Here is a 22,684-nt window from a genome sequence, read left to right on the forward strand (position 1 = left end):
CTAATATCTTAGTACAGATCCTCTCGGTATTTTCCGTCTAAGACATCTTTCAGATATTGACCATACTGGTTCTTTTTCAATACCTCGTAAACTTCCAGAACTTCTTCTTTTGAAATCCATCCGTTTAAGTATGCAATCTCTTCCAGACATGCAATCTTACGATGCTGATGTGTCTCAACTGTCTTTACAAAGTTTGTAGCATCTACAAGGCTCTCATGTGTACCAGTATCCAGCCATGTGAATCCCTGTCCGAGAAGTTCTACATTCAGATTACCCTTCTCGAGATATACACGGTTCAGGTCTGTGATCTCCAATTCTCCACGGGCACTTGGTTTCAGACTCTTTGCATACTCAACAACTTTATTGTCATAGAAGTAAAGTCCTGTTACACAGTAGTTGCTCTTTGGATGCTCCGGCTTCTCCTCGATGGAAATTGCTTTTCCTTCGTGGTCGAACTCAACAATACCGAAACGTTCCGGATCATCTACATAGTAACCAAATACTGTAGCACCTTTGCCTGTCTCAGCATTTTCTACTGCTGCCTTCAGACGCTTGTTCAGTCCGTGTCCTGCGAAAATGTTATCTCCAAGAACCATAGCAACTGTATCATCACCGATGAACTCCTCGCCAATGATAAATGCCTGAGCAAGTCCGTCCGGGCTTGGCTGAACTGCATAAGAAAGATGTACACCAAACTGATGTCCGTCTCCTAGTAGCTCTTTGAATCTCGGTGTATCCTGTGGCGTAGAGATGATCAAGATATCACGGATACCTGCATTCATCAGTACAGACATCGGATAATAAATCATCGGTTTATCATAAATAGGTAATAACTGTTTTGATGTTACCATAGTCAGAGGATAAAGACGTGTTCCAGATCCTCCTGCCAAAATAATTCCTTTCATATAGGAACCTCCTTGTAATAAATACAATACATAGTTTTACCATATCTTCTAAAGTTATGGCATGTTCATGATTGCATTATAAAAGGTGACCCTAGGTCACCTTCAAGTACTTTTTACAAAAAATGTAACTTTTTTGTAATATTTAAGAAAATCTTCAGGAATTCGTGAATCTAAATCCGTTCTTCCATCTTTTCAGTAGCATATTGCAATTTTGCTCCATACTTATCCTGAAACTTCCTGACCGTATTAGATTTCAATTCATGTGTTCGCATTTTTTTAGCTATAATTCTATAAAACATTGCATATCCTTTTAATTCTGCTCTGAATCTTCTTTCCGTAACCTCTAATTGTGAAACAGCCGTCCTAATATCACTACCTTTAAGTTCTATAAAATACGCTGACTTAGCCGAATCATTCAAAACCAAATAATCGCAACACGTCTCATCAATTACCAATTTCCCATCCAATTGATATTGTCGCACATCCGACTGTCCTTTATCATTAATTGCCCGATGCTGGCAACTGCTTCCTTTATCACGAGACACAATAATTTTCTGATTTTTTTCACATTCCGACTTTTCTGCCGTAAGTAACATATTGCCTCCTTATCTTCCTGTATCTATTCTTTCAACATTAACATCTTATCATAATCTTCGTTAATCTGTTCTGAAGCCCCGTCAATCACTTCATTTTCAATAGACTTGAACTCTTCATCAAGACAAGATTTTATTTTTCCATTCTGCACAAATATTGCATTTACTTTATCATAATTAAGCCATTTATTTTTACTAATAATTCGACTTAATTGGCTCTCATCTACATCTTTTGAAACCTTATCTGCATATAACAAATTATTAATTGTTCCTAATATATACGGGCTATGCGTTGTCAAAAATAGTTGATTACCATTACCATTGCACACTAGAGCAATAAATTCCATTACCAGTTTCTGTGAATTTGGAAATAAATGTGATTCCGGTTCTTCAATAATGAAATAAGCGCTCTCTCCATTTAGCAAATAGTAGAATAAAACATTTAATATCCACACAACTTCCTGTTGACCAGAAGACGCATAGTTCAACTTCACATATCGATTATTGGATACCTGCAATCGTTCCTCTCCGTCTTTGTTAATATATTCTCCCTGTAGCAATTGTTTCATCAAAGAAATAGATTCTTTCGCTCTTTCCTCATCAATTTTTATATATGTCATTGCTATTACATCATTCAGCATCTCAACCGGACTGATTGTAAATACTGATTTCATCTGCAATATCTTTTCCAGATAACTTCTTGTGCAATAATCCATATTGCGTTTTTGAATATCATCCATGGAACTGTAAATATAATTCATCTGATTACTCAAAAGTGTAATCATACTTCTTCCAGCCGGGATATAAACAACATCCGTCTTATCATTAAAAAATTCTTTGATTTCACGTTCCGTTAATTCTAATATCGGATCTGGGTGATTGTGAATTTCTTTACTTCGATTTTCAAGCATTTCAAATAACTCATTAAAATCTTTGCTAAAATCCACTTTAACTTCATACAGTCCTTCTTTGTTCTTTTCAAGAAAAACTTTCAATATCTTCTTTTCCGTATATTGATATTGTAAAAACATATCTCCATCCAAGCTTCCTGTTATTCCAAAAATCTGCAAGAAATTAGCCCGGACTTCTTTCATAAAACGTTGCTTAACCGTTGCATTTCTTGACTCTGCTACGTGTCTGTTCAACAAATATTTCTTCTTATACTCCACAAACAAAATATTCTTTATATTTTTGAAAAAGAAAATACTTTTGGCAATTGTACTTTTGCCAGATGCCTGCGGACCTGTGCACACCATAAATTCATCAATATTAATTTCACATTCCTCTATCGGTCCTAGATGTTTTATATATAATTTCTGCATTCACATAATCCTTTCGCACTGCAAATATTAAAATAGTTGATATATATATTATGATTATATATCAACTACTCTTACTTCTCAACATATTTCCGCTACAAACACTCCCGCGTCTTTTGTAATCCGGAAGCCTTTTTCCGTCTTTTTCCGCACATAAGTCTGGAACTCTTTATACCGCTCCAATATATACTGGCTCTGGTTTCCATGACAGGACAATATATATGATATCAACGGTTCTGGATCTGGAATTACGAGTTCATCCTCGTATGTCCTCCAATGAACAGCCGTAAAATATTGCTCTAGTATCTCAGACCCATTCTCTCTTCCAAATCTTTCATACAGTTTTTCTGCTGAAAGTACGATCCGATCATCAAAGCTCTGTACCAATTCACTGACTTCTTTCATATGCTCGCCGCCATAAGTACTGCACACAGATCTTCCACCTGGTTTCAACACCCGTCTTACTTCCCGGCACACCTGTGGTATATCCTCACAGTAAAACAATACATGTCCGGCAACTACCAGATCAAAGCTCTGATCCTCATATGGAATCCTGTGACAGTCAAAATGCCGGAACCGGAACCTGTGGTCTCCAATCCCTACATTACGTCTCGCATCTCTTAACATTCCTTCTGATGTATCTGATAATGTAATCTCTATATTCTCTGGAAGTTTATCTTTATTCTCCTTCCAAAGCGTTCCATCACCACAGCCAATTTCCAACACCTTCATGCCATCTCTCACACAAAGCTGCTCATAAATCCACGGAAACCATCCCTCTTTATTCACGGAATAAAGGCTGTGCAGATTAATTCTTGCTGATATATTGGACGCATCCTGATACTGGTTCTTCATGCTCTTCTCCATACCTGTCAGATGAATCAGATTCAGCATCTGGCTCCAGTCAATGGTATGTTCTTTCTGAATCAACTCAGATGTATCCTGTATTGCTTTTTCTACAAGCTGCATCTGCTCAATCTTATCTCTCACAAGCTTCAATTGAATATTCAATGAATTCAACATAAAATGATAATCCGCATCATCAATGGTCATCTCTCTGATATCATCCAGCGTAAATCCCAGGTACTTCAAAAGAAGAATCTGCTGCAATCTGGCAAAATCTTCATCTGTATAAAATCTTGCCCCTGAATCCGACACATACGATGGCTTTAAAATATTCTGTTTGTCATAATATCTGATTGTCCGAAGTGTCACATGCGCCATCCGCGCAAACTCTCCGGACGAATAATAACCTGGCTTTTTCATTCTACCTTTGTTACACCTTTATTCTTCACATCTGCCAATCAGACAACTCTTCCGATAAAATACTGCACCATACTTTAGCACTTTTTGACACCCCTGAGCATACATACCATTCGCATAATGCATCTCTTCTATCTGGTTCAGCGCCCTTTCTTCTTCCTTTTGCATACTCTCCGCACAGATTCCCCACCTGCATCTTTAAAACTAAGAAAAATCACAGGTCATTGATTCATCCACAATTCACACAGTTTCTGATCTTCAGCAATCTTCAAACCTTCAAACAAGGCTTTGCTATCTCTGCGAATATCAAAGAAAGAAGCCAGCATACTCATGACAAATGTCTTTCCAAATCTGTGCGGTCTTGTAAAAAGTGTAATCTCCGCAGGTTCTGTCTTCACCAAAGCATGAATCAGTTCTGTCTTATCCACATAGTAATAATCATTTTTCCTAATCTTCTCAAATTTAGAAATACCAATCGGGATATTATATCAAATCACTTTTCCACCTCCATGCAAAATCTATTTTTATTATAAAGCAACTCCCGGCTTTCCACAACGGAAAACCGGGAATTCAAGTTTCTATACTATTTTATCATGCATTCTTCTTTTCTTCTTTAGCTTTATATATCATTCCGCATACCTTTTGATGCATAAATTTCAAAATTTGTTGAACTCTCTGAACTCCCCAAGAAAGCATTAATGCCACTGTTGCTACAATTATGACCATCAATACACAATATTTCATCCTTGATGGCACTTCTACTATTCGTTCACTCATTCTAGAATAAAATATATTATCCGGAATCCATGATAACAAATATGCTCCAAATGTAAGATTAGATATTTTAGCTATTACTTTGCCCTTTTTATCATTTACTTTATAATCTATGGAATTTATCAGCAAAAACACCAGTATTGTCTCTACAGTATCTTGAAGGCTTCCCCAGTCGCACCATGTTCCCCAGAAAAATTCTCTTGAATAGCTTCGCCAAATATTGTTGGCTCCAAATAAGAAAATTGCGCCTATTAATAAAATGAATACTTTCTTAGTACTGATTTTCTTAGTCTCCACATAATGTTTTATATATGCACCTATATAATAATATGTTATCGGATATATTCCCATCCACCAATCTGGAATTATCCGATTGTATGTTGCAGTTAAATATGGTCTGACCAGCATTCCTGCTTCTTCCAAATTATATATATTAAAAACACTTGGTGCAATTGTCATTATAACTAGTATTACCACCAATATAAAATGACCACTTTTATCTTCGATATTATTCCATAATAAATTCAAAAATGGAATCAATAAATACAACCCGATATACATATTCACATACCAGGAATATTGATTATATCCTAGTAAATTTAACAATGCCCCTTTTATGTTTACAATATCATGTGATATTACCATTTTATAAACAATAATGAACCCTGTTGCAATAATATATGTACCCAGTACTTTAGATATTTTTTTATAATAATTTAAAAGTGTCTTTTTCTCTATTGAAATACTTTTATTAACCATTAAATAACCACTTAAAAGCATAAATAAAGGTACGCATATTCCAAAAAATGTTCTTCCCAATGTCATTATATACATTCTTTTTCCAACAACAGGCTCATTATAGTATCCTGAATTCAAGAAAAAATGAATAGCTACAACAGATATAAATGCAACTATTCTAGTTAAGTCTAATCCAATATCTCTTTTTTTCACTTTTCCTCCTGTATCATATCAACTATAAATAAATTAACTTCTATTTCCCATCTATCCTAATCAAGAATCTTTTTCACATAAGTCTAAAACTCTTTATACCAATCGTAGATATACTGAATTGACTATTATGACAGGATAATATATCATATGCGCTATGCGTATGAACTCCCTGAAGAAATAAAATGATTTCTATTCAATTATTTTTTAGTTGATTTCTTTTTCAAATATCCTTCTAGATAATCTCCATTTAATACAAATAACAATATGTAGACAGGTACATATAAATATAAATATCTTGCTCTTGCCTCAAATAATAATTCAAATAATGTAATACCTATAATACATAATTGCAAAATCAGTTGTATGTTACTTTGGCAAGGTTTTCTTTTCAATCCTAAGATTGAGGAAATTGCTACTCCCGCTAAAACCATAACCCATAACAATTGTACTACCTGCGAATATATTCCATAATACTTGCCATCATTATAATATATATTTTTCAAAAAATGTGACATCCTGGAATTATTATCTGGCACAATAGCGTAAAAACTTCCCTCAGCTCCCCATGCATATGTACCATTATTATAATTCGTCAACATTTTTTTCGTAAGAAATTTTGCATATCCTGTTATCCCATAATTATTTAATCTTTTTTTCGAAACTTCTAGATTGGTTTCTCTCCTTTGTTCTGCAGTTTTACAATTTGCAGAAATTTCAACATCTTCCCCTGACCATACTCCTCTATATTCAGGATTTAATCCCATCATAAAAAAATGTGTCAGACCAAATTGACGATTTTTATCTTGTTCAAATCCTTCTGTATTATACAGATTCTTCAATCCACCTGCAATTACAGCTATCAAAGTAACCGAACACAATATTACCGCACCTTCTTTAATCCAAAATGACTTCTCATATTTGTGGGTAATTTTTAATAATTCAGCTATTATAATTGCTATTATAACAATTGCTGCCTGAGGTTTTATACAATATCCCAGATATCCTGCAACCAATATAATAAAATTCCTAACATATATATTGATTCTATCCTCTGTATATATATACATAATAAAAATAGGGAAAAAGAGTGCAATTGCATCCGAATAACAGATTACATTCCACGGTGATACACCTAACAAAGCAACCGCTAATATATAACCTAACAAAGAATACTTGATTGATGCATATTTTCTAGCAATTATATAAGTTAACCAGCAGCTCATTGATGAAATTGCACAATTAAAAACAATTATAACCATCAATTGATATGCACCAGTAAAAACCCCCAGTTTTTCATTTATGCGCAACAATGCATAATATATATGAACAAGAAATAAATTATTCGGATATGTTTTAAAATATGCTTCATTCATACTAGTAACATCTAGTTTTCCAAGCAATGCTCTTGCAGCCGGAATAATATAAGCACCTGAATCCCAACCTGTTTCAAAAAAAATATTATAACAAATATACACTTCCAAAAAAAACAAAACTATAGTTGCTATTAGTACCAATCTATTCATATTTATTCTTTGAAATGCTCTTTCTTTTACTTTTTTACAATATAAATATATAATCAATAATGAAGCAATAATTAATCCTATATTACTTATCTTCCAGTTAATCTTACATGCATAGTCAATTCTATTTGCAATACAAAGAGCTACTATGATCCATATAAATAAAAACAATAGGATAATATTAATTGTTCGTTGTAAATACTCTTTTATATTATTCACTTTCTTATTCCTCGATTACACAAAGTTTTTCATAAAAAATATCTTACCAGCAATATTCTATTTATCGTCATTCGTTCTTTCGCTAATAATATATCTTGGTCGATGCTTTACTTCCATATAAATTTTTCCTATATATTCTCCAATAACTCCTAAGCAAATTAACTGTATACCACCAATAAAGGTCACAATACAAACCATACTGGCCCATCCTGCAACTGTTTTTCCTAATACTGCCATAACAATTGACCAAATCACCCCTACAAAACTTAACATTGCAATTGCAGTTCCAAGCCCGGTAATCATACGAATCGGCTTTATGCTTAGACTGGTAATTCCATCAAATGCCAAAGCAAGCATTTTCCGAAGTGGATAATGGCTCTCACCTGCAATGCGCTCGTGTCGTTCATAATATACAGAGGTGCTTTTAAATCCAACTAATGGGAACATTCCACGAAGGAATAAATTTACTTCTTTAAAATTTTCAAATTCCTTTAATACCCGGCTAGATACCAACCTGTAATCTGCATGATTATAGACAACCTCTGCCCCCATGGCATTTAACAATTTGTAAAATCCTTGTGCCGTAAAACGTTTAAAAAACGTATCTGTCTGGCGGCTACTGCGAACACCATAAACTATTTCACATCCATTCAAGTATTCATCCACCATTTTATCCATGGCATTTATATCATCTTGACCATCACAGTCAATGGATATTGTAATGTCGCAATTATCTTTTGCTTCCATAAGTCCCGCAAGAACTGCATTTTGATGTCCCCGATTCCGACTTTGGCTAATCCCTATGTAATGCTCATCAGTCTTTGCCAGCTCACAAATAATCTCCCATGTCCGATCCTTACTTCCATCGTTAACAAACATAATTCTGCTTTTATCACTTATTTTTCCTTTATTAATGAGGCTCTCTATCTTTTCAAGAAACATGGTACTAGTAATTTGCAGAACCTTTTCCTCATTGTAGCATGGAATAATAATATACAATATTGCATTATCTTTCATAATTACCCACCTTCTATTTTTCATTGTGTATTCACTTAAAATTGTTAAGTTTATTCTCTTTGTCGAGTGATAAAATTATCCGAATAGCCACATATTCTATATACGAGAACTCTCCGGACAAATAATAATCTGTTTTTTAATTGTCTTCAATTCTTGATTTATTCAAAACGATTCATGTATCCAGGATATTCTGCATGTCCTGACTCTAATGTATTTCCTTCTACAGTAATCTTTATCTGTTCACAGCCATAAGCATCTAAAAACGTATTTACAACACTTCCGATTGTGTAATACTCTCCTGTCGTCCCCATACTGCCCACATATGTGCCAAATGCTTCATTGAAATCCACATTTAGGCTCTTCACTCCGTCTACTGTCTGTTCTTCACATTTTAATACCTGAATGTCTGAAGATAACGCAGATTTCTGAACCAGAGCATTCACTATATGCTCCGGTGTCAGTTCATCAATTTTTACACTCTCAGATACAAATGCAGTTGCATCATCATTGCTAGTATAAATAGTAATTTCTGTTGATTCATCTTCCTGTACTGTTTGATCTTCTTTTTTGTCAGAATCATCTTCCATCTGATCAGCCTCACTCTGTTCATCTTGTTTTTCATTCTTCTGGTTATCATTATCTGATTTCTGTTGCTCATTTTTCTGGTTATCAGACTGCGATGCATCTGTACTTGAAGAATTGCTACAAGCTGAAACTGACAATAAAACTCCTGTTAATAAAACAATAAGCATTTTCCTTTTCATTACGTTATCCTTCCTTTCTAACCACTGATTCCGCCCATGGTGTATATACCAATAATAAATCATTCCTACGAATTTTGGTACATATTTCTACATCTCTTTGCAAACTTTTAGATTTTGATATTCCATTTTTTATTTTTTCCCACAAACTTTTCTTGAACATAATGTCATCAAATGTTATTGCCTGCATATTTTGTTGCATAGATTGTCGGTTCATATACCCCCCACATAATCGAGGTAGTTTTTTAAATACTTCTTCAATAGTTCCGTCCTTTTTTATCAATAAACCTGCATTTTTGATTGTTCCATTAGAAAAATACATTTTTCCACCAACGGCTCCCACATTTTTTCTCATAATATTGGAAACAAATGTTTCAATATAATTATCTGACACTTTTATTATATAGGAAGATAAAACTAATATATATTCATTTTTCGTTTTTTCAATCCCGTAATTTAACATCTCCGTATTATTACATTCCTTTTTCCATGGTAAAGTATTGATTGAGATTCCATCAAATTCGATATCCCCTTTGTAGTTTCCATCTACAACATAGAACTCTACCCTGTCACTTCCATAATCAGCAGCAATTTTTATCAATGTATCTTTAGGAATCATATTTTTTGTATCTTTGACTATCACAACAGACACTCTTGGCTTTTCTTTAATTGCATATTTTACCCGATAGAATCCTGGGTATTCTGTCATCTCTACTTCTGCACTTTCTCCACAACGTTTCAAATGATCCTCAATAACTTTCTTGCCAGCATCGAATGCATACCTTTTACTTTCAGGATTTTCTGCTGTAGATTGCTCGTGCATTCTCCAATGATATAATACTTTAGGAATTCTAACAATATTATCTGCTCGCTCTGTACATCGAAATATCATATCATAATCTTGAGCCCCGTTATACTCACCTCTAAATCCTCCAATCTCCTTCATTAGAGATGCCTTTGCTATAAAAAAATGACAAATATAGTTATTAGATCTTAGCATATCTAAATTATACTCTGGTTTAAAATTCGGTTGAAAATGTTTTTCTCCAGACATGGTTATTTTATCTTCATCCGTATAAATAACATCCGCATTTTCGTCATTGACAGTTTTTGCCGCTTCAAACAATGCATCCGTAGCAAGCATATCATCGTGATCCAAAAGCCCAATATAATCTCCTTTTGCAATACTTAAAGCTTTATTGGTATTTTGTGCTATTCCCAGATTTTCAGGCACATTTACAACTTGAATTCTTATATCCATTTCTATATATTGGTTTAAAATTCGGGCAACGTCTTCATTCTCCGGATTTGCATTCGCAATACACAATTGCCATTTTTGATAAGTTTGATTTCGAACTGAATCAAGCATTTCCCGCAAATAAGGGATTGGTGTATTATATACTGGAACTAAAATGCTAAATAGAGGCATGTATGGAAATTCTTTATTTCGCTGTTTCGTCAGTTCTTCCTCACTAACTTTATTTTTTTCATACCACGCAGCATAATTTTTATCCTTTATCTGACCTTGTCCTGTTAAAGTAGCAATTCCACCACGTATTCCATATCTTTTATAAAACTGAATTCCCTTTTTTATAATTCCTTTTTTCACTTTTTCACCTATGCAAAACAAGGGCAGAAGTACTTCTGCCCTCTTCCTTATTCAAATAATTTATAAAGCCATCTCATAAATAATATTATATATGCTGCAAAGCATAATGTCACAATAAATGTTTCTAAATCGAATCGATGTGTTAATGACCTAATAACACCAACACCTTCTATGGTTTGACCAGCATAGATAAGTGTTGCATTCTCATTGAAACCTGGTGTATAAAATACTCGAATACTTCCTGTCGGACATTCCTGCGCTGACATCTCCAACATATACTTTTTATCTTTAGTTGCATCAATTCTATCAAATTTAATTTTAAAAAATTTACCATTTCGCACTTTCTTTAAATCTGTTTTTCCTTGTGCAACTACTTCTTTTGAATCCTTTTCTATTATTTTATACGCCATTATCACCTGGCTCTTGTCCAAAACTCCATCTGCCGCAACTTTCAACGAAATACCATCCATATGATTCTCTTTACATACAAATGATTGTTCTAACTTTTTCCCTTGTTCTAAGGTAATTGATTGGAATGCACTTGTATCACAAGATGTATCATAAATAGATACTGCTTTATCAATAATTGCATATACACCTGCCAGACAAAGAATAATCAAACCAATCACAATAACTTTTATTTTTGATTTCATCTTTTTAACTCCTATCCTATGAAGCACTGTATATCTCAGCAATGTTCTTTGATTCACCAAACATCTTCACTATACCTTTATCCAGCCACACTACTTTATTGCACAGTTCTTCTACCTGCTGAATGCTATGTGAAACAAATAATAATGTTGTGCCCGCATCCAACATACGTTTTATACGGTTTTGGCATTTTTCCTGAAATCTAAAATCACCTACTGATAAAACTTCATCTACAATTAAAATATCTGGCGTACCAATTGTTGCAATTGAAAATCCTAGTCTTGAAACCATTCCTGAAGAAAAATTCTTAACAGGTACATTCATAAAATCATGAAGCTCTGAAAATTCAACGATGTCATCGTAATACTGCTCCATCGTTTGTCTTGAATATCCAAGCAATGCTCCATTCAAAAAAACATTCTCTTCTGCAGTAAGATTCATGTCAAATCCTGCACCCAATTCAATTAGCGGTGCAACAGTTCCATTCACAGATACGCTTCCTTTTGTTGGTTTTAGCACTCCGGCTATAACTTTTAACATTGTACTTTTTCCGCTACCATTTAAACCAATTAATCCTAATGCGTCTCCACGATTAATACTAAAGCTTACATCTTTCAAAGCCCAGAATTCTCCATACGATAATTGTCGCTTTATCGTTTTAATAACATATTCTTTAAAATTATCTACTCTTTCTGATGCAAGACTAAAACGCATCGATACATGATCAACACGAATCACTTCTTGATTCTCCATACTTTCTCTCCTTATATATACAATATAAAGTCATCTTGATTTTTGTAAAACACATATAGTCCAAATACCAGCATAATCGAACATTCAACAATGGCAATTATCATTGATGCAATACTTGGTAATGAATTATATATCATAACATTTCTAAACATTTGCAATATGTTCGTTATAGGATTCAATTTTACAATCGGTGTTAACCATGCCGGTAAAATTGACATTGGATAAATAACTGGTGTTAAATACATAAGTGCTGTCACAAACACAGAATATAAATGCATAATATCTCTGAATTTCACAGTAATCGCTGATAATATTAATCCTACTCCCAATGAAAATAACACAATAAATATCAGTGGAATAGGTACTAAAAGTACTGTATAATGCAATTCTACTCTCATTGCAAGCATCACTAAAATCAAAGCTGTAAATGATGCCAACAAGTTAATTGTACTTGAAAATACTCGAGATAATACAAACAAATATTTCGGTACATATATTTTTTTCAACAATGGTCCATTGTCCATAATTGCTGACATAGATGCCGTTGTGGCTTCTGAATAAAAGTTAAATATCAATTGTCCGCTTAATAAATAAACCGGGAAATATTCCACATCAAATTTAAACAAATTAGAAAACACTACTGACAAAATAATCATCATAAACAGTGGATTTAACAATGTCCATAATACTCCTAACACTGATTTTCTGTATTTTGTTTTTATATCACGTGCAATAAGTTCTCCCAGCAATGGACGAAACTTCTTAAAATTCTGTATATATATTGACACTTTCTTTCCTCCACTTTTTCTTAATATGGTCAAACAATCTTTTTTAGTATATCATTATTCCTCTCATTTAACAAGTTCTCAATTTAATTAACACGATACATACTTAAAATATTATTTTCAATATTCTCCCATTTTCGCTCTTGCGCCGTTTTTTGACCGTTTTCGTATAATACTTCTTGTAATACTCGATCCTCCTGCAGCTCTTGTAATAACAGTTTTGCTTTTTCTATATTCCCAGCATCATATAATAGACAATTTTCTCTATCTTTTAAATATTCAACATTTCCACCATTCGGCACAGCAATAACATATCCACCTGTAGCCATCATTTCAAGGGGGGGATAAGAAAAGCTTTCTAATAAGCTCGTTTTTAAAAGCACATCACATTGGGTATATATCTCTGGAACTTTTTCATATGGAATCTTGTGCAGAAATCGTTCTACTTTATACCATGATTTAGGCTCTGCATTATAAGACATATACCATACTTCATATTGATTTCGGTCTAATTCATTTGTTATTTCAAAAGCCTCGTCCACATTTTTATAATCTACCGCACAATCCCCTTCAATAAGTATCCTGATTTTTCCTGTCAGCTCTCTTTTATGACATGCAAATCGTTCCGTCTCCAGACCATTCGGAGCATAGTTTGATTCATGTCCATACTGCTCTTTTAACCACTGCTGACACCATTTTGAAATAGTTAAAAAATTCATATCTTTCCCTGGCATATAGGATTGATTTGCTCTTATTCTTAACGGATCTCCTTCGGTATAAAATCCTGTTTCCCAATTTTGCACAAGATACATCTTGATTTCTGCTCCAATACATTGCTCTACAATATCTACCGTTGTCCACATCGTAGCTATCATATATCTTATTTTCCCACGTATCTCTGTATCTTCCAAATTAATTACTGGAATTTTATATCCTTCAAATTCGCACCACTTCTGTTCTCCACTTAATAAAAATAATCCAACATCTTTTCCTGCTTTTTGTAACATAGTGGCATGTTTCAGTGCTACTTTTATTCCACCACTGATTTCCAGCCCCGGCAATACAAATATATAGTTATCATTCAATTCATTCCCCATGATTCTTGTCAAATAGCTGCCGCTACGAACAGTTGAAGACTGTGTAATACAATATTGATATGCTTGTTCTCCCAATTTTTTTCGATATAACGAATCTGTAATCAAACGCTCTAACTCTACTTTCCATTCGTCATTATCTTTACATAAAACTCCTGTCTCGCCATTTTTGATACAATCATGAAATGCTCCAATATCACTAGCTATTGTCACAACCTTTACCAGTGCAGCTTCCGTCCATTTATTTTCCGACTTTGCTTTATTAAAAATTGTATCTTCCAATGGTGCAAGATTAATATCCATCTCCGCTAATATCTCAGGAAGTTTTTTCCAGTCTCCAAATGGATATTTTTTTATTCTTTCTTTCCATGGATTTAACTCTACCGGCAAATCCAGTTCTCCTGCCAAGTATAACTCAACATTTTCATACTTTTTCAAGACTTCTATAAGAACCGGTTTTATCATTTCAAAATCTGCATTATGAGTAATACTTCCACTAAAATAACCTATTTTTACTTTTGTATTATCTTTTTTAATCTTAACAATTGCTTCTTTTGATAATTGAATCATTTTTTCAGAAGCGACATTACGATTAATATATACCTTCGGAATATATTTTATCAACTCTTCTGCCAGACAATCTGTCGATGTAATTGCAAAATCACACTTTCTAAGCAACTTCTGCATATTCATAACATTATTATCATATGCCTTTTTATCTTCTTCTGGCATTGCCATCACATATTTTATCTGATCTGTATATTGAGTATCTATTACCAGATCATCTATATCATAAATGATTGTTTTATTTAACTGTTTTGCCAAATCGACAAATGTGCCGATTGTCTCTGTCATTGGGCATCTAAAAAATACAAATGCCCGATAATATCTGATTTGATCAATATCTAATTGTGTAAAATATACCTCGTCTGTGGAATAATTGTATGCTTCCAATTGTTCTCTCTGATGCTTTACGCGATAACGCCATGGATGTGGCAAATCTTCTCCGCAGCCACTTATGAACAATACATCTGCATACTTTCTGTCAAGTTTTCTTCTTAATCTTTTCTGATTTTCAATATACCCTTTTGTTTTCTGGGCGCAACCTTGTATGCCCTCTTCCTTTACTGCTTTTAATGCTTTATTGACTAAAGATATTGCTTTCATTTCATCACCTACATTTTTTTAAGTTCTTTTAATAATGGATGGTAGAATTCATCTCTTTGCAAAATTTTATCTCTCCATTTTATTTTAAATTCATTCACATTTTTCCAAAAATCTATCACACTTTCGCTCTCAGAATAATACACAGCACTAAAACAATTCCATACATTCCAATATTTTTTTTCTTGGCATCTTAAACAAAAATCAATATCTGCACAATCTCCAAGCTCTATACTATAACCGCCAATTTCTTCCATTCGTTTTCTGCTGATCATCATACACATACTTGTCAGTGCCGTTATATTACGCACATAGCGCATATTCGCTTCATAGCCTTGGTTTCCCCAATCCAAGCCTTTATCAATAATATGAATCCCTTCATCCCGGTCAAGTACAGCACCTCCAAAATCAACTTTATTCCATTTACTTTTTATGGCTGTTCCAACAACCCCTACGTCCTGCCGACGCGCATACATCATTAACTCTTCAATCCAATTTTCATTTTCTGGAATACATGCGCCTTTTAAATACAGCTGATATTCTCCACACATGTATTTTCTTGCCTTTTCAAACCATTCATATCGATTTTTATCAGTTTTTATTTTTATATTTTTTATCTGAATATTTTCATCATTAATATCAATCTCTTCTCCTGTTGACACTACTATTTCAAGTGGTCTATAGCTAGTCTTATCTAAAAGATTTTCAATATATTTTTTAACATTTATTCCTTGTATTCCCCAAAGGCAAATACTAACTAATGGATGCTCGGTAAATTCATACTGTATTCTGTATATAGTCTCATACGGCAAATTACAATGCACTTTTCCTTTATCTCCTGTTCGATTTAATTGCTCTGAAATTGCTTTTATTGCCGAATCTACAGCATACCGCTTTACTGACAAATCTTGAGAAACTGAACCAGCATGAACCCTCCAATAATACAATATTTTCGGAATATGAACAATTTTCTTTGCTTTTTCAGTTAATCTAAGCACCATATCATAATCTTGACTTCCTTCACATTCTTTTCGATATAATTCATTCATTCCATCTAATAAGCTTCTTTTAAAAACAACAAAATGACAGATATAGTTATGTGATCTAAGTTCGTCTTTTCCAAAACCAGATTTACAAATAATATCCACTGAATTTTCAATATCATTTTTAAATTTCATTTCATCCGTATATATAAAATCAGCTTTATCTTGTATTGCTCTCATACACTCATAAAGTGCAGATTCATGTAATATGTCATCATGGTCTAAAAGGCCTAAATATGTTCCCGTTGCCATCTGTATAGACTTATTAGTATTCCCCACAATTCCTTCATTTTCTTCTAAATGCTTATACAAAATCCGCTCATCTGATTTTATATAGTTTTTGCATATAGCCCCAACATATTTGTGACTCTCATCGCTTCCATCAGCTAAACACAATTCCCAATTTGAATAAGTCTGTTTTTTTAATGATTCAATTAATTCAATCAAATAATCTTGAGGCGTATTATATAAAGGAGTTATTATGCTTATTTTCTCTTTACATTTAAAAGTATAATTTTTCTGTCTTAATCTTTCTTCTTCATCTATAAGATGATATTTTTGGATGATTGCCAATTCTTTTTTTAAAGTTTTAGTTTTACGCACATAATTACAAATTGCTTTTTTTATTCCTTCATGTTTTATTTTTAGAATAACCTTTATTAATATATTTTGCACAACTGTTCCTTTCCTTAAAATGTATATTAGCAGTATCTACTGATACTGCTAATATACATCAAGTGCACTTTACATTTCAATCTTTTTAGCACTAATTATATTTCCATTTTTACATATAATTCTGCAACTTTGAATATCTTCAGATTTTAAATAATCCGGTATCATAAACCAAAAGCCTGTATCGGAATATTTTTCTTCTCCATACGCTGCTGCAACATCATCTCTTCTCTCTTTGTTCGCAAGAAATGTTATGCATTGATTTTCAATTGTTACAATTTCCAAATATATATTTGTGTTTTTACTATCTACATTTTTCAAAAAACACCAGCCTTTAATCATGCTATTATTGCAACAATCTTCCATATATGCAACTATATTATCGTCCTCTGCAACATCAGTAAAATTATCACATTTCGTTTTAGTCAGTGTTTTTGGTGATTCCCGAACCCATTCCACTTCTTTTTTTATAATTCGAGCCGGCACACCTCCTATCATAACATTATCAATCAGAACGTCCGATGCAACTATTGCTCCAGCTGTAACAATACACCCCTCATTAATATGTGTATTTTTCATAATCATGCATCTTGAACCAAGCCAACAATGCTTTTCTATTATTATGTCTTTCGCATTATTTACTACACTTTTAGTTGTATTATCGATGATTCCATGCATATCTGTTCCCCAAATTTCAACCCCATCCGATATCATGCAATCCTCTCCAATTTTCAATCTAGTCCCATCTTCTGCAAAACGAATTATAACCTGTCCTATTGTAGTTCCCTTTCCTATTTCTATAGAAATGTCGGATCCTCCAATAAAAATATCTAATTCCTTCGTTATTACTATGTCATCCGCTATTCGCACATGGTTGTTATTTCCCCTAATAGTAATTCTTAACATATGCGTTAACTTTTCTGACTCAATAGACAGCTGGTTGTTATCACCTTCTATATCAATAATAATATTTTTCGTAATTTTTTTTATCATTATAAAATTACGATTTTCAGCACTTATCTCATTCATAATGCAATTCCCCATTTTATTACTTTACATCATCAACTACACTTCTTACTATCTCTGGTTCAATATCATCTGTCAAATATTCTTTCATTACTCTTTCATGTGCATTCTGAGCCATTCGATTTCTCAATTCGTTATCTTCAATCAATTGACATAACTTTTCTGTCCATTCCTCAGAATTCTTGCACAAAAAGCCATCCTCACCATCGTGAATCACCAATGCAAGCTCACGATTCCAGCTTGCAATCGTTGGAACATTTACAAGTGCAGCCTCCATCCATTTATTCTCTGATTTACATTCATGGAAAATCGTATTTTCCAATGGCATTAAATTAATATCAGCTTTTGAAATAAGATGTGGTAACTCCTGCCATGAAACAAATTTGAATGTCTCAACTTGATCTTTTACCTCGTTAAAATCAGCAGGCAATTCTATCTGTCCACCAATTAATAAATGAACTTTTTTATTTTGACGCATAATAGAAATCAATTCCTCTTTTATACTTTCAAAATCATCATTATGTGTTTTGGTGCCACTGAAATATCCAATTGTAATATAATCTTTTTGAACTTTTTCAAGGGTTAAAGAAGAAATCGTCATCTCCATACTCGCAACATTTCGATTAACAATAACCTCTTTATTTGGAAATTGATTTTCAATTACTCTTTTCAAACTCTCAGTTGATACAATATATCCATCACTAATTTCCATGCACTTTCTAATTTGATTTGTATAATTTTCGTAATTTCTATATTCCTTGCCCTTTAAAAATCCTATATCTTTAATTGCTTGATAATTAAAAATATAATCATCTATATCATAGTACAGGCTTGTCTGACATTTTTGTATTTTATTCTTTAATTTCTTCATTTTTTCATAATCAGAAATCCTGTATACAACCACATTACAATATTCTTTCAAATCACATTTTTTTACATCCTTAATTGATATACAATCTGATGCAATTCCTTTTCTAATCAATTGCTCTCTCAGATGATCAATCCGATATCTAGAAGAAAAAGTCTCTTCTTGAACAACAAAAAGTATTTTCTTCGCATTTACTTTTTTGTTAGCTATTTCTTTAATAAGCTTATTGTTTCTAATTGTGTCATATACTAATTCTGCTGAAATTTCCGGAATAATAATACCTTTTTCATATTTTTTTACTCTTTCTGCAGGAGCTCCAATATCAAAACACATAACAGGCATTCCCATTTTCATTATTTCTTCTGTTGTGTAAGAAAACGTTTCCGGCCATATGGATGGAATCAAAAATACATCTATGTCATTTTGTAAAGTTAATCTTGGAATTGCACCTCTTGTATATGCCCCCGTCTGACTAAATACTGGACTGTCAATATCGACACAAGAAGTTCCTATTAATCTTATCTTCACATTTAAATGTTCTTTTTCGATTTTGTCTACTAGATCAGCAACTATCATTCCACCTTTATGCTTCGTTAAAACTCCTAAAAGTCCAATGTTCAATGTTTCAGTAGTTTTATTTTTCTTTTCAATCTGCGGCATATAACCAATTTGATGAGGAATTACAACAACATTATCCATTTTTCCAAAAGTCTTTTCGGCAATCTCTTTTGTACTATTTGAAAAAACAACAACTTCTGTACATGACTGTAAAAATGTTCTCCATTCATCTCTCCACTGTTCCATTGTACCATAATCCAATGCCTGCAACGACTTATTATTTTTCAAGCATTGATTACATACTGAGCAATCTGGCAAATTACAATACTGGTCTCGATTATTAAGCAAATTAATTGTCGGACAAACTGCGAAAAAATCATGAAATAACATTTTTACAGAAATATGATTCTTACAAGTTGTCTCTCTTATATTCTTTAACTGCTCATATAGCATTGGATATGTCACTAATTCATTAATCCAAATCTCGTCTACAGCCAGACATTCAATCACTCTAGGCAAATCACTTGGTTTATTATACTGCATTTTTAATTCATCATTTTTCCAATAATAACTTACCCGGTACAAATCCTTTAAATAGTCATAGCGAATAATTACAAACTGCTTTCCTTCATCCAGACATTCTCTTTTCTTATTTTCCAAATACTTGGTTGCTCCTCCCCCAAGCATATGATCAAACGCAAGAATAGTTTTTCCATTTTTATATTTTCTTAACAGATGAAATTCTACACTTTGTCGAATATCTTTATTCGAATCCTCCGCACAATACTTCGCAACATCACTGTTGTATGCAGGATGCTTCTGTATCAGCTTTTTCTCATGCTCTTTCAAATATCTCTTTTTGTCTTCACTCTTAAAGCTGCCACCATGATTATGAAAAACAAATAAATTCTCAACATGAACATTTTTATATCCTTTTTCTATTGCACGCTGACACCAGTCATTTTCTTCCCCATATCCTTTTCCAAATGTCTTTGCATCAAAATTACCTATTTCTTGAAGTACATCTCGGTTCATTCCCATACAGAAACCAACTCCTGTCGGCATTTCTATATATCTTGGCTGAACTTTCTTAAACTCATCATCTATCTGCCCTACGTTTAAGTCTAAAAATAAATGATTATCGACTCCAAACTTCGGAAAACTGCAAATTGTACCGCAAGTTGTATATGGTGTCGTTGAAGCTATCTCTTTATTTTCAAAAATCGGAATCATCAATCTTTCCAGCCATTGATTTGGCAATTCCACATCAGTATTTACCAACGCGATATGATTCTCACTAACAGAAAATCCACGATTTACTGTCTGAACAAATCCAAGATTCTCATCATTATTTAATAAAATAACATTATCATTTTCTTTAGCAAATGTATTTAAATATTCCCCCACCCGCTCATCCGGGCTTTTATCATTTATCAAAATCAAACGATATTTCATATCTGTCAACTTTATAGATGCAAATAATTTTTCCAAATACTGATAACCATTATATACCGGAATAATAATGTCAACCATCTCTGAATAGTATTCTTCTGGAAAATGGTATGTGTAGCTTTCTCTTTCGTCCAAATTCTGAATAAGATCAATTACTTTTTCTGTAGAATCGATTTCTTTTACTCTTCCCTCTTCTTTTTGAGAGTCAATTTCATCATTTATGATTTTTCCAAGACGTAATCTATATTTTTTATTCTGATATGAAAATACAATCCAAACATCATATTCCTTAATATTCTCTACAATAGCTTGCACATAAAATCCACTTTTTTTAGCATTTTCAATCTTTAATTCCTGATATACATCATTCCTTGTAGCTCCATATCTTCCTTTTATTGAAAATCTATTTTTAGCTTTATCTTCAATAAGAAAATGCACATTTTTTAATTGATACTTCGATGAACATAGCCATCCTCTTATTGTTAATATTTTCCCATCTTGTCTGCACTCATCCACAATATAGTAAATTCCTAATATTTTCTGTTGAAATTTTGAAAACATTTATATTCTCCTTACAGCTCTTACTGTTTACTTTTATTACTGCTAAGTAATTTAACATAATCCGGTGCATCCAATGTTATTGAAGATATATATCCTGCCAAGATGCATATTGCACTCAATATAACTGTTAATCCTAAAAAGCTCTTTTGAGCAAGTTCATTAATTGTCAAGCTGTTCTGTATCAAATTAGCTGCAATTACAAAATGCCACAAATATATTCCATATTGATACTTTGAAATAAACATTACACATCTTAACCATCTCATATCATTTTTGTATTCAATATTTTCCAGAATCCATACTCCTGCCCCCAACACCAAAGCTAAAACGGAGCTCCAAATATAACCTATCAAGCAATCACTATGCCTTAAATCAGCCTGTGGCATAATGCACCAAATTCCTCCTAGTATCAAAACCATTAACGTAACAACTATCTTTGTCGACTTATTTGCTTTTATATTTTCTTCATAATATGCTAAAAACATACCTATTACAAAATTATCAAGTGCCGTAAATAATTGTCGTCCATAGATAAAATAGTACGAATTTTCAATATGTATATACGGAAATATAAAGTGGAAAATTACTATTTTGCATATAATTGTAAAAGCAAAAGAAGCAATCATTGCAATAATAGCGTTTTTTTTCACACATTTATATAAAAAATACGCTATTAAGTAAAATTGAAATATAACTCCCATTGTCCATAATACCGTACTAATTGATCCACAAGTAGATGGAAAAAAATTATGCATCAATAATGCATGTGTTACTATGTGCCAAATTCCATCTTTGCTAAGCACAAATCCTTGTGAGCCAATAAAAATAATAATCAGTAAAGATAGATAATACTGAGGCAATATTCTCACACATCTTTTTTTCATAAATTTTGAAAATTGAAATCCATCTTTATTTTCCATTCTATCAATAGAGAAAAAAATACCATATCCACTAATTATGAAGAATAATGTTACTCCAATCTCTCCTCCAACAAGAATCAGTCTATGAATTACTTGATGATCTACATATCTGTTTCCATCAATCAACACGTAAAAATGATAAATTAATACTGACATTATAGCAACTGCTCTTACAATATCTATTCCTTTATTTTTCTTCACTACAC

19 protein-coding genes are annotated in these 22,684 nt (G+C 32.8%); all 19 read right to left on the reverse strand.

Features of this window, described 5'->3' with window-relative positions:
• Positions 1–8 precede the first annotated feature (8 nt).
• The 19 genes from rfbA to C7E02_RS06905 all read right to left on the reverse strand — a co-directional run bounded on the left by rfbA (position 9) and on the right by C7E02_RS06905 (position 22,679).
• Positions 9–905, reverse strand: coding sequence for a glucose-1-phosphate thymidylyltransferase RfbA (gene rfbA / locus C7E02_RS06820; protein WP_005331718.1), 897 nt, complete (start codon positions 903–905; stop codon positions 9–11).
• Positions 906–1,075: 170 nt separating this feature from the next.
• Entirely contained in the window at positions 1,076–1,501 is a 426-nt protein-coding gene (locus C7E02_RS06825; protein WP_105309134.1) for a hypothetical protein, read from the reverse strand.
• 23 nt (positions 1,502–1,524) lie between these two features.
• The gene (locus C7E02_RS06830) at positions 1,525–2,820 is read right to left on the reverse strand and encodes an AAA family ATPase (protein WP_105309135.1); all 1,296 of its coding nucleotides are present in this window, start codon (positions 2,818–2,820) and stop codon (positions 1,525–1,527) included.
• Between the two features lie 78 nt (positions 2,821–2,898).
• Positions 2,899–4,083 carry a MerR family transcriptional regulator gene (locus C7E02_RS06835; RefSeq protein ID WP_105309136.1) on the reverse strand — a complete coding sequence of 395 codons (1,185 nt, stop codon included), beginning with the start codon at positions 4,081–4,083 and terminating at the stop codon, positions 2,899–2,901.
• 18 nt (positions 4,084–4,101) lie between these two features.
• Positions 4,102–4,248: a hypothetical protein gene (locus C7E02_RS19180; protein ID WP_158682985.1), complete on the reverse strand. Its 147-nt coding sequence runs from the start codon at positions 4,246–4,248 to the stop codon at positions 4,102–4,104.
• Positions 4,249–4,301: 53 nt separating this feature from the next.
• Positions 4,302–4,562, reverse strand: a complete 261-nt coding sequence (locus tag C7E02_RS06840; protein ID WP_330406794.1) for an AAA family ATPase — start codon at positions 4,560–4,562, stop codon at positions 4,302–4,304.
• 109 nt (positions 4,563–4,671) lie between these two features.
• A complete protein-coding gene (locus tag C7E02_RS06845; RefSeq protein WP_105309137.1) occupies positions 4,672–5,805 on the reverse strand; it encodes an acyltransferase in 1,134 nt (377 codons plus the stop codon).
• 197 nt (positions 5,806–6,002) lie between these two features.
• On the reverse strand, positions 6,003–7,544 hold the full coding sequence (locus C7E02_RS06850) for a hypothetical protein (protein ID WP_105309138.1): 1,542 nt from the start codon (positions 7,542–7,544) through the stop codon (positions 6,003–6,005).
• Positions 7,545–7,601: 57 nt separating this feature from the next.
• Positions 7,602–8,561, reverse strand: a complete 960-nt coding sequence (locus C7E02_RS06855) for a glycosyltransferase family 2 protein (RefSeq protein WP_105309139.1) — start codon at positions 8,559–8,561, stop codon at positions 7,602–7,604.
• Positions 8,562–8,719: 158 nt separating this feature from the next.
• The gene (locus C7E02_RS06860; protein WP_105309140.1) at positions 8,720–9,325 is read right to left on the reverse strand and encodes a GerMN domain-containing protein; all 606 of its coding nucleotides are present in this window, start codon (positions 9,323–9,325) and stop codon (positions 8,720–8,722) included.
• Between the two features lie 4 nt (positions 9,326–9,329).
• Entirely contained in the window at positions 9,330–10,931 is a 1,602-nt protein-coding gene (locus tag C7E02_RS06865; RefSeq protein WP_105309812.1) for a glycosyltransferase family 2 protein, read from the reverse strand.
• Positions 10,932–10,978: 47 nt separating this feature from the next.
• Positions 10,979–11,584: a hypothetical protein gene (locus tag C7E02_RS06870; RefSeq protein WP_105309141.1), complete on the reverse strand. Its 606-nt coding sequence runs from the start codon at positions 11,582–11,584 to the stop codon at positions 10,979–10,981.
• A 16-nt stretch (positions 11,585–11,600) separates the two neighbouring features.
• The gene (locus C7E02_RS06875; protein ID WP_105309142.1) at positions 11,601–12,335 is read right to left on the reverse strand and encodes an ABC transporter ATP-binding protein; all 735 of its coding nucleotides are present in this window, start codon (positions 12,333–12,335) and stop codon (positions 11,601–11,603) included.
• Positions 12,336–12,346: 11 nt separating this feature from the next.
• Positions 12,347–13,123: an ABC transporter permease gene (locus tag C7E02_RS06880; RefSeq protein WP_105309143.1), complete on the reverse strand. Its 777-nt coding sequence runs from the start codon at positions 13,121–13,123 to the stop codon at positions 12,347–12,349.
• Between the two features lie 83 nt (positions 13,124–13,206).
• Entirely contained in the window at positions 13,207–15,381 is a 2,175-nt protein-coding gene (locus tag C7E02_RS06885) for a glycosyltransferase (protein ID WP_105309144.1), read from the reverse strand.
• Between the two features lie 8 nt (positions 15,382–15,389).
• A complete protein-coding gene (locus tag C7E02_RS06890; protein WP_158682987.1) occupies positions 15,390–17,096 on the reverse strand; it encodes a glycosyltransferase family 2 protein in 1,707 nt (568 codons plus the stop codon).
• A 69-nt stretch (positions 17,097–17,165) separates the two neighbouring features.
• Positions 17,166–18,122: an acyltransferase gene (locus tag C7E02_RS06895; protein WP_158682989.1), complete on the reverse strand. Its 957-nt coding sequence runs from the start codon at positions 18,120–18,122 to the stop codon at positions 17,166–17,168.
• A gap of 19 nt (positions 18,123–18,141) precedes the next feature.
• Positions 18,142–21,558, reverse strand: a complete 3,417-nt coding sequence (locus C7E02_RS06900) for a glycosyltransferase (RefSeq protein ID WP_105309147.1) — start codon at positions 21,556–21,558, stop codon at positions 18,142–18,144.
• A gap of 20 nt (positions 21,559–21,578) precedes the next feature.
• Entirely contained in the window at positions 21,579–22,679 is a 1,101-nt protein-coding gene (locus C7E02_RS06905; RefSeq protein WP_105309148.1) for an acyltransferase family protein, read from the reverse strand.
• Between the last annotated feature and the right edge of the window lie 5 nt (positions 22,680–22,684).

Origin of the sequence: Dorea sp. Marseille-P4042 (assembly GCF_900290215.1) — a bacterium.
Classification (GTDB): domain Bacteria; phylum Bacillota; class Clostridia; order Lachnospirales; family Lachnospiraceae; genus Dorea; species Dorea formicigenerans.

What these genes read in the sequence shown, in the direction of transcription:
- C7E02_RS06855 (WP_105309139.1), bottom strand. Translation starts at nt 8,561, where the DNA reads ATGAAAGATAATGCAATATTGTATATTATTATTCCATGCTACAATGAG.
- C7E02_RS06825 (WP_105309134.1), bottom strand. Translation starts at nt 1,501, where the DNA reads ATGTTACTTACGGCAGAAAAGTCGGAATGTGAAAAAAATCAGAAAATT.
- C7E02_RS06875 (WP_105309142.1), bottom strand. Translation starts at nt 12,335, where the DNA reads ATGGAGAATCAAGAAGTGATTCGTGTTGATCATGTATCGATGCGTTTT.
- C7E02_RS06870 (WP_105309141.1), bottom strand. Translation starts at nt 11,584, where the DNA reads ATGAAATCAAAAATAAAAGTTATTGTGATTGGTTTGATTATTCTTTGT.
- rfbA (WP_005331718.1), bottom strand. Translation starts at nt 905, where the DNA reads ATGAAAGGAATTATTTTGGCAGGAGGATCTGGAACACGTCTTTATCCT.
- C7E02_RS06885 (WP_105309144.1), bottom strand. Translation starts at nt 15,381, where the DNA reads ATGAAAGCAATATCTTTAGTCAATAAAGCATTAAAAGCAGTAAAGGAA.
- C7E02_RS06830 (WP_105309135.1), bottom strand. Translation starts at nt 2,820, where the DNA reads ATGCAGAAATTATATATAAAACATCTAGGACCGATAGAGGAATGTGAA.
- C7E02_RS06900 (WP_105309147.1), bottom strand. Translation starts at nt 21,558, where the DNA reads ATGTTTTCAAAATTTCAACAGAAAATATTAGGAATTTACTATATTGTG.
- C7E02_RS06860 (WP_105309140.1), bottom strand. Translation starts at nt 9,325, where the DNA reads ATGAAAAGGAAAATGCTTATTGTTTTATTAACAGGAGTTTTATTGTCA.
- C7E02_RS06835 (WP_105309136.1), bottom strand. Translation starts at nt 4,083, where the DNA reads ATGAAAAAGCCAGGTTATTATTCGTCCGGAGAGTTTGCGCGGATGGCG.
- C7E02_RS19180 (WP_158682985.1), bottom strand. Translation starts at nt 4,248, where the DNA reads ATGCAAAAGGAAGAAGAAAGGGCGCTGAACCAGATAGAAGAGATGCAT.
- C7E02_RS06895 (WP_158682989.1), bottom strand. Translation starts at nt 18,122, where the DNA reads ATGAATGAGATAAGTGCTGAAAATCGTAATTTTATAATGATAAAAAAA.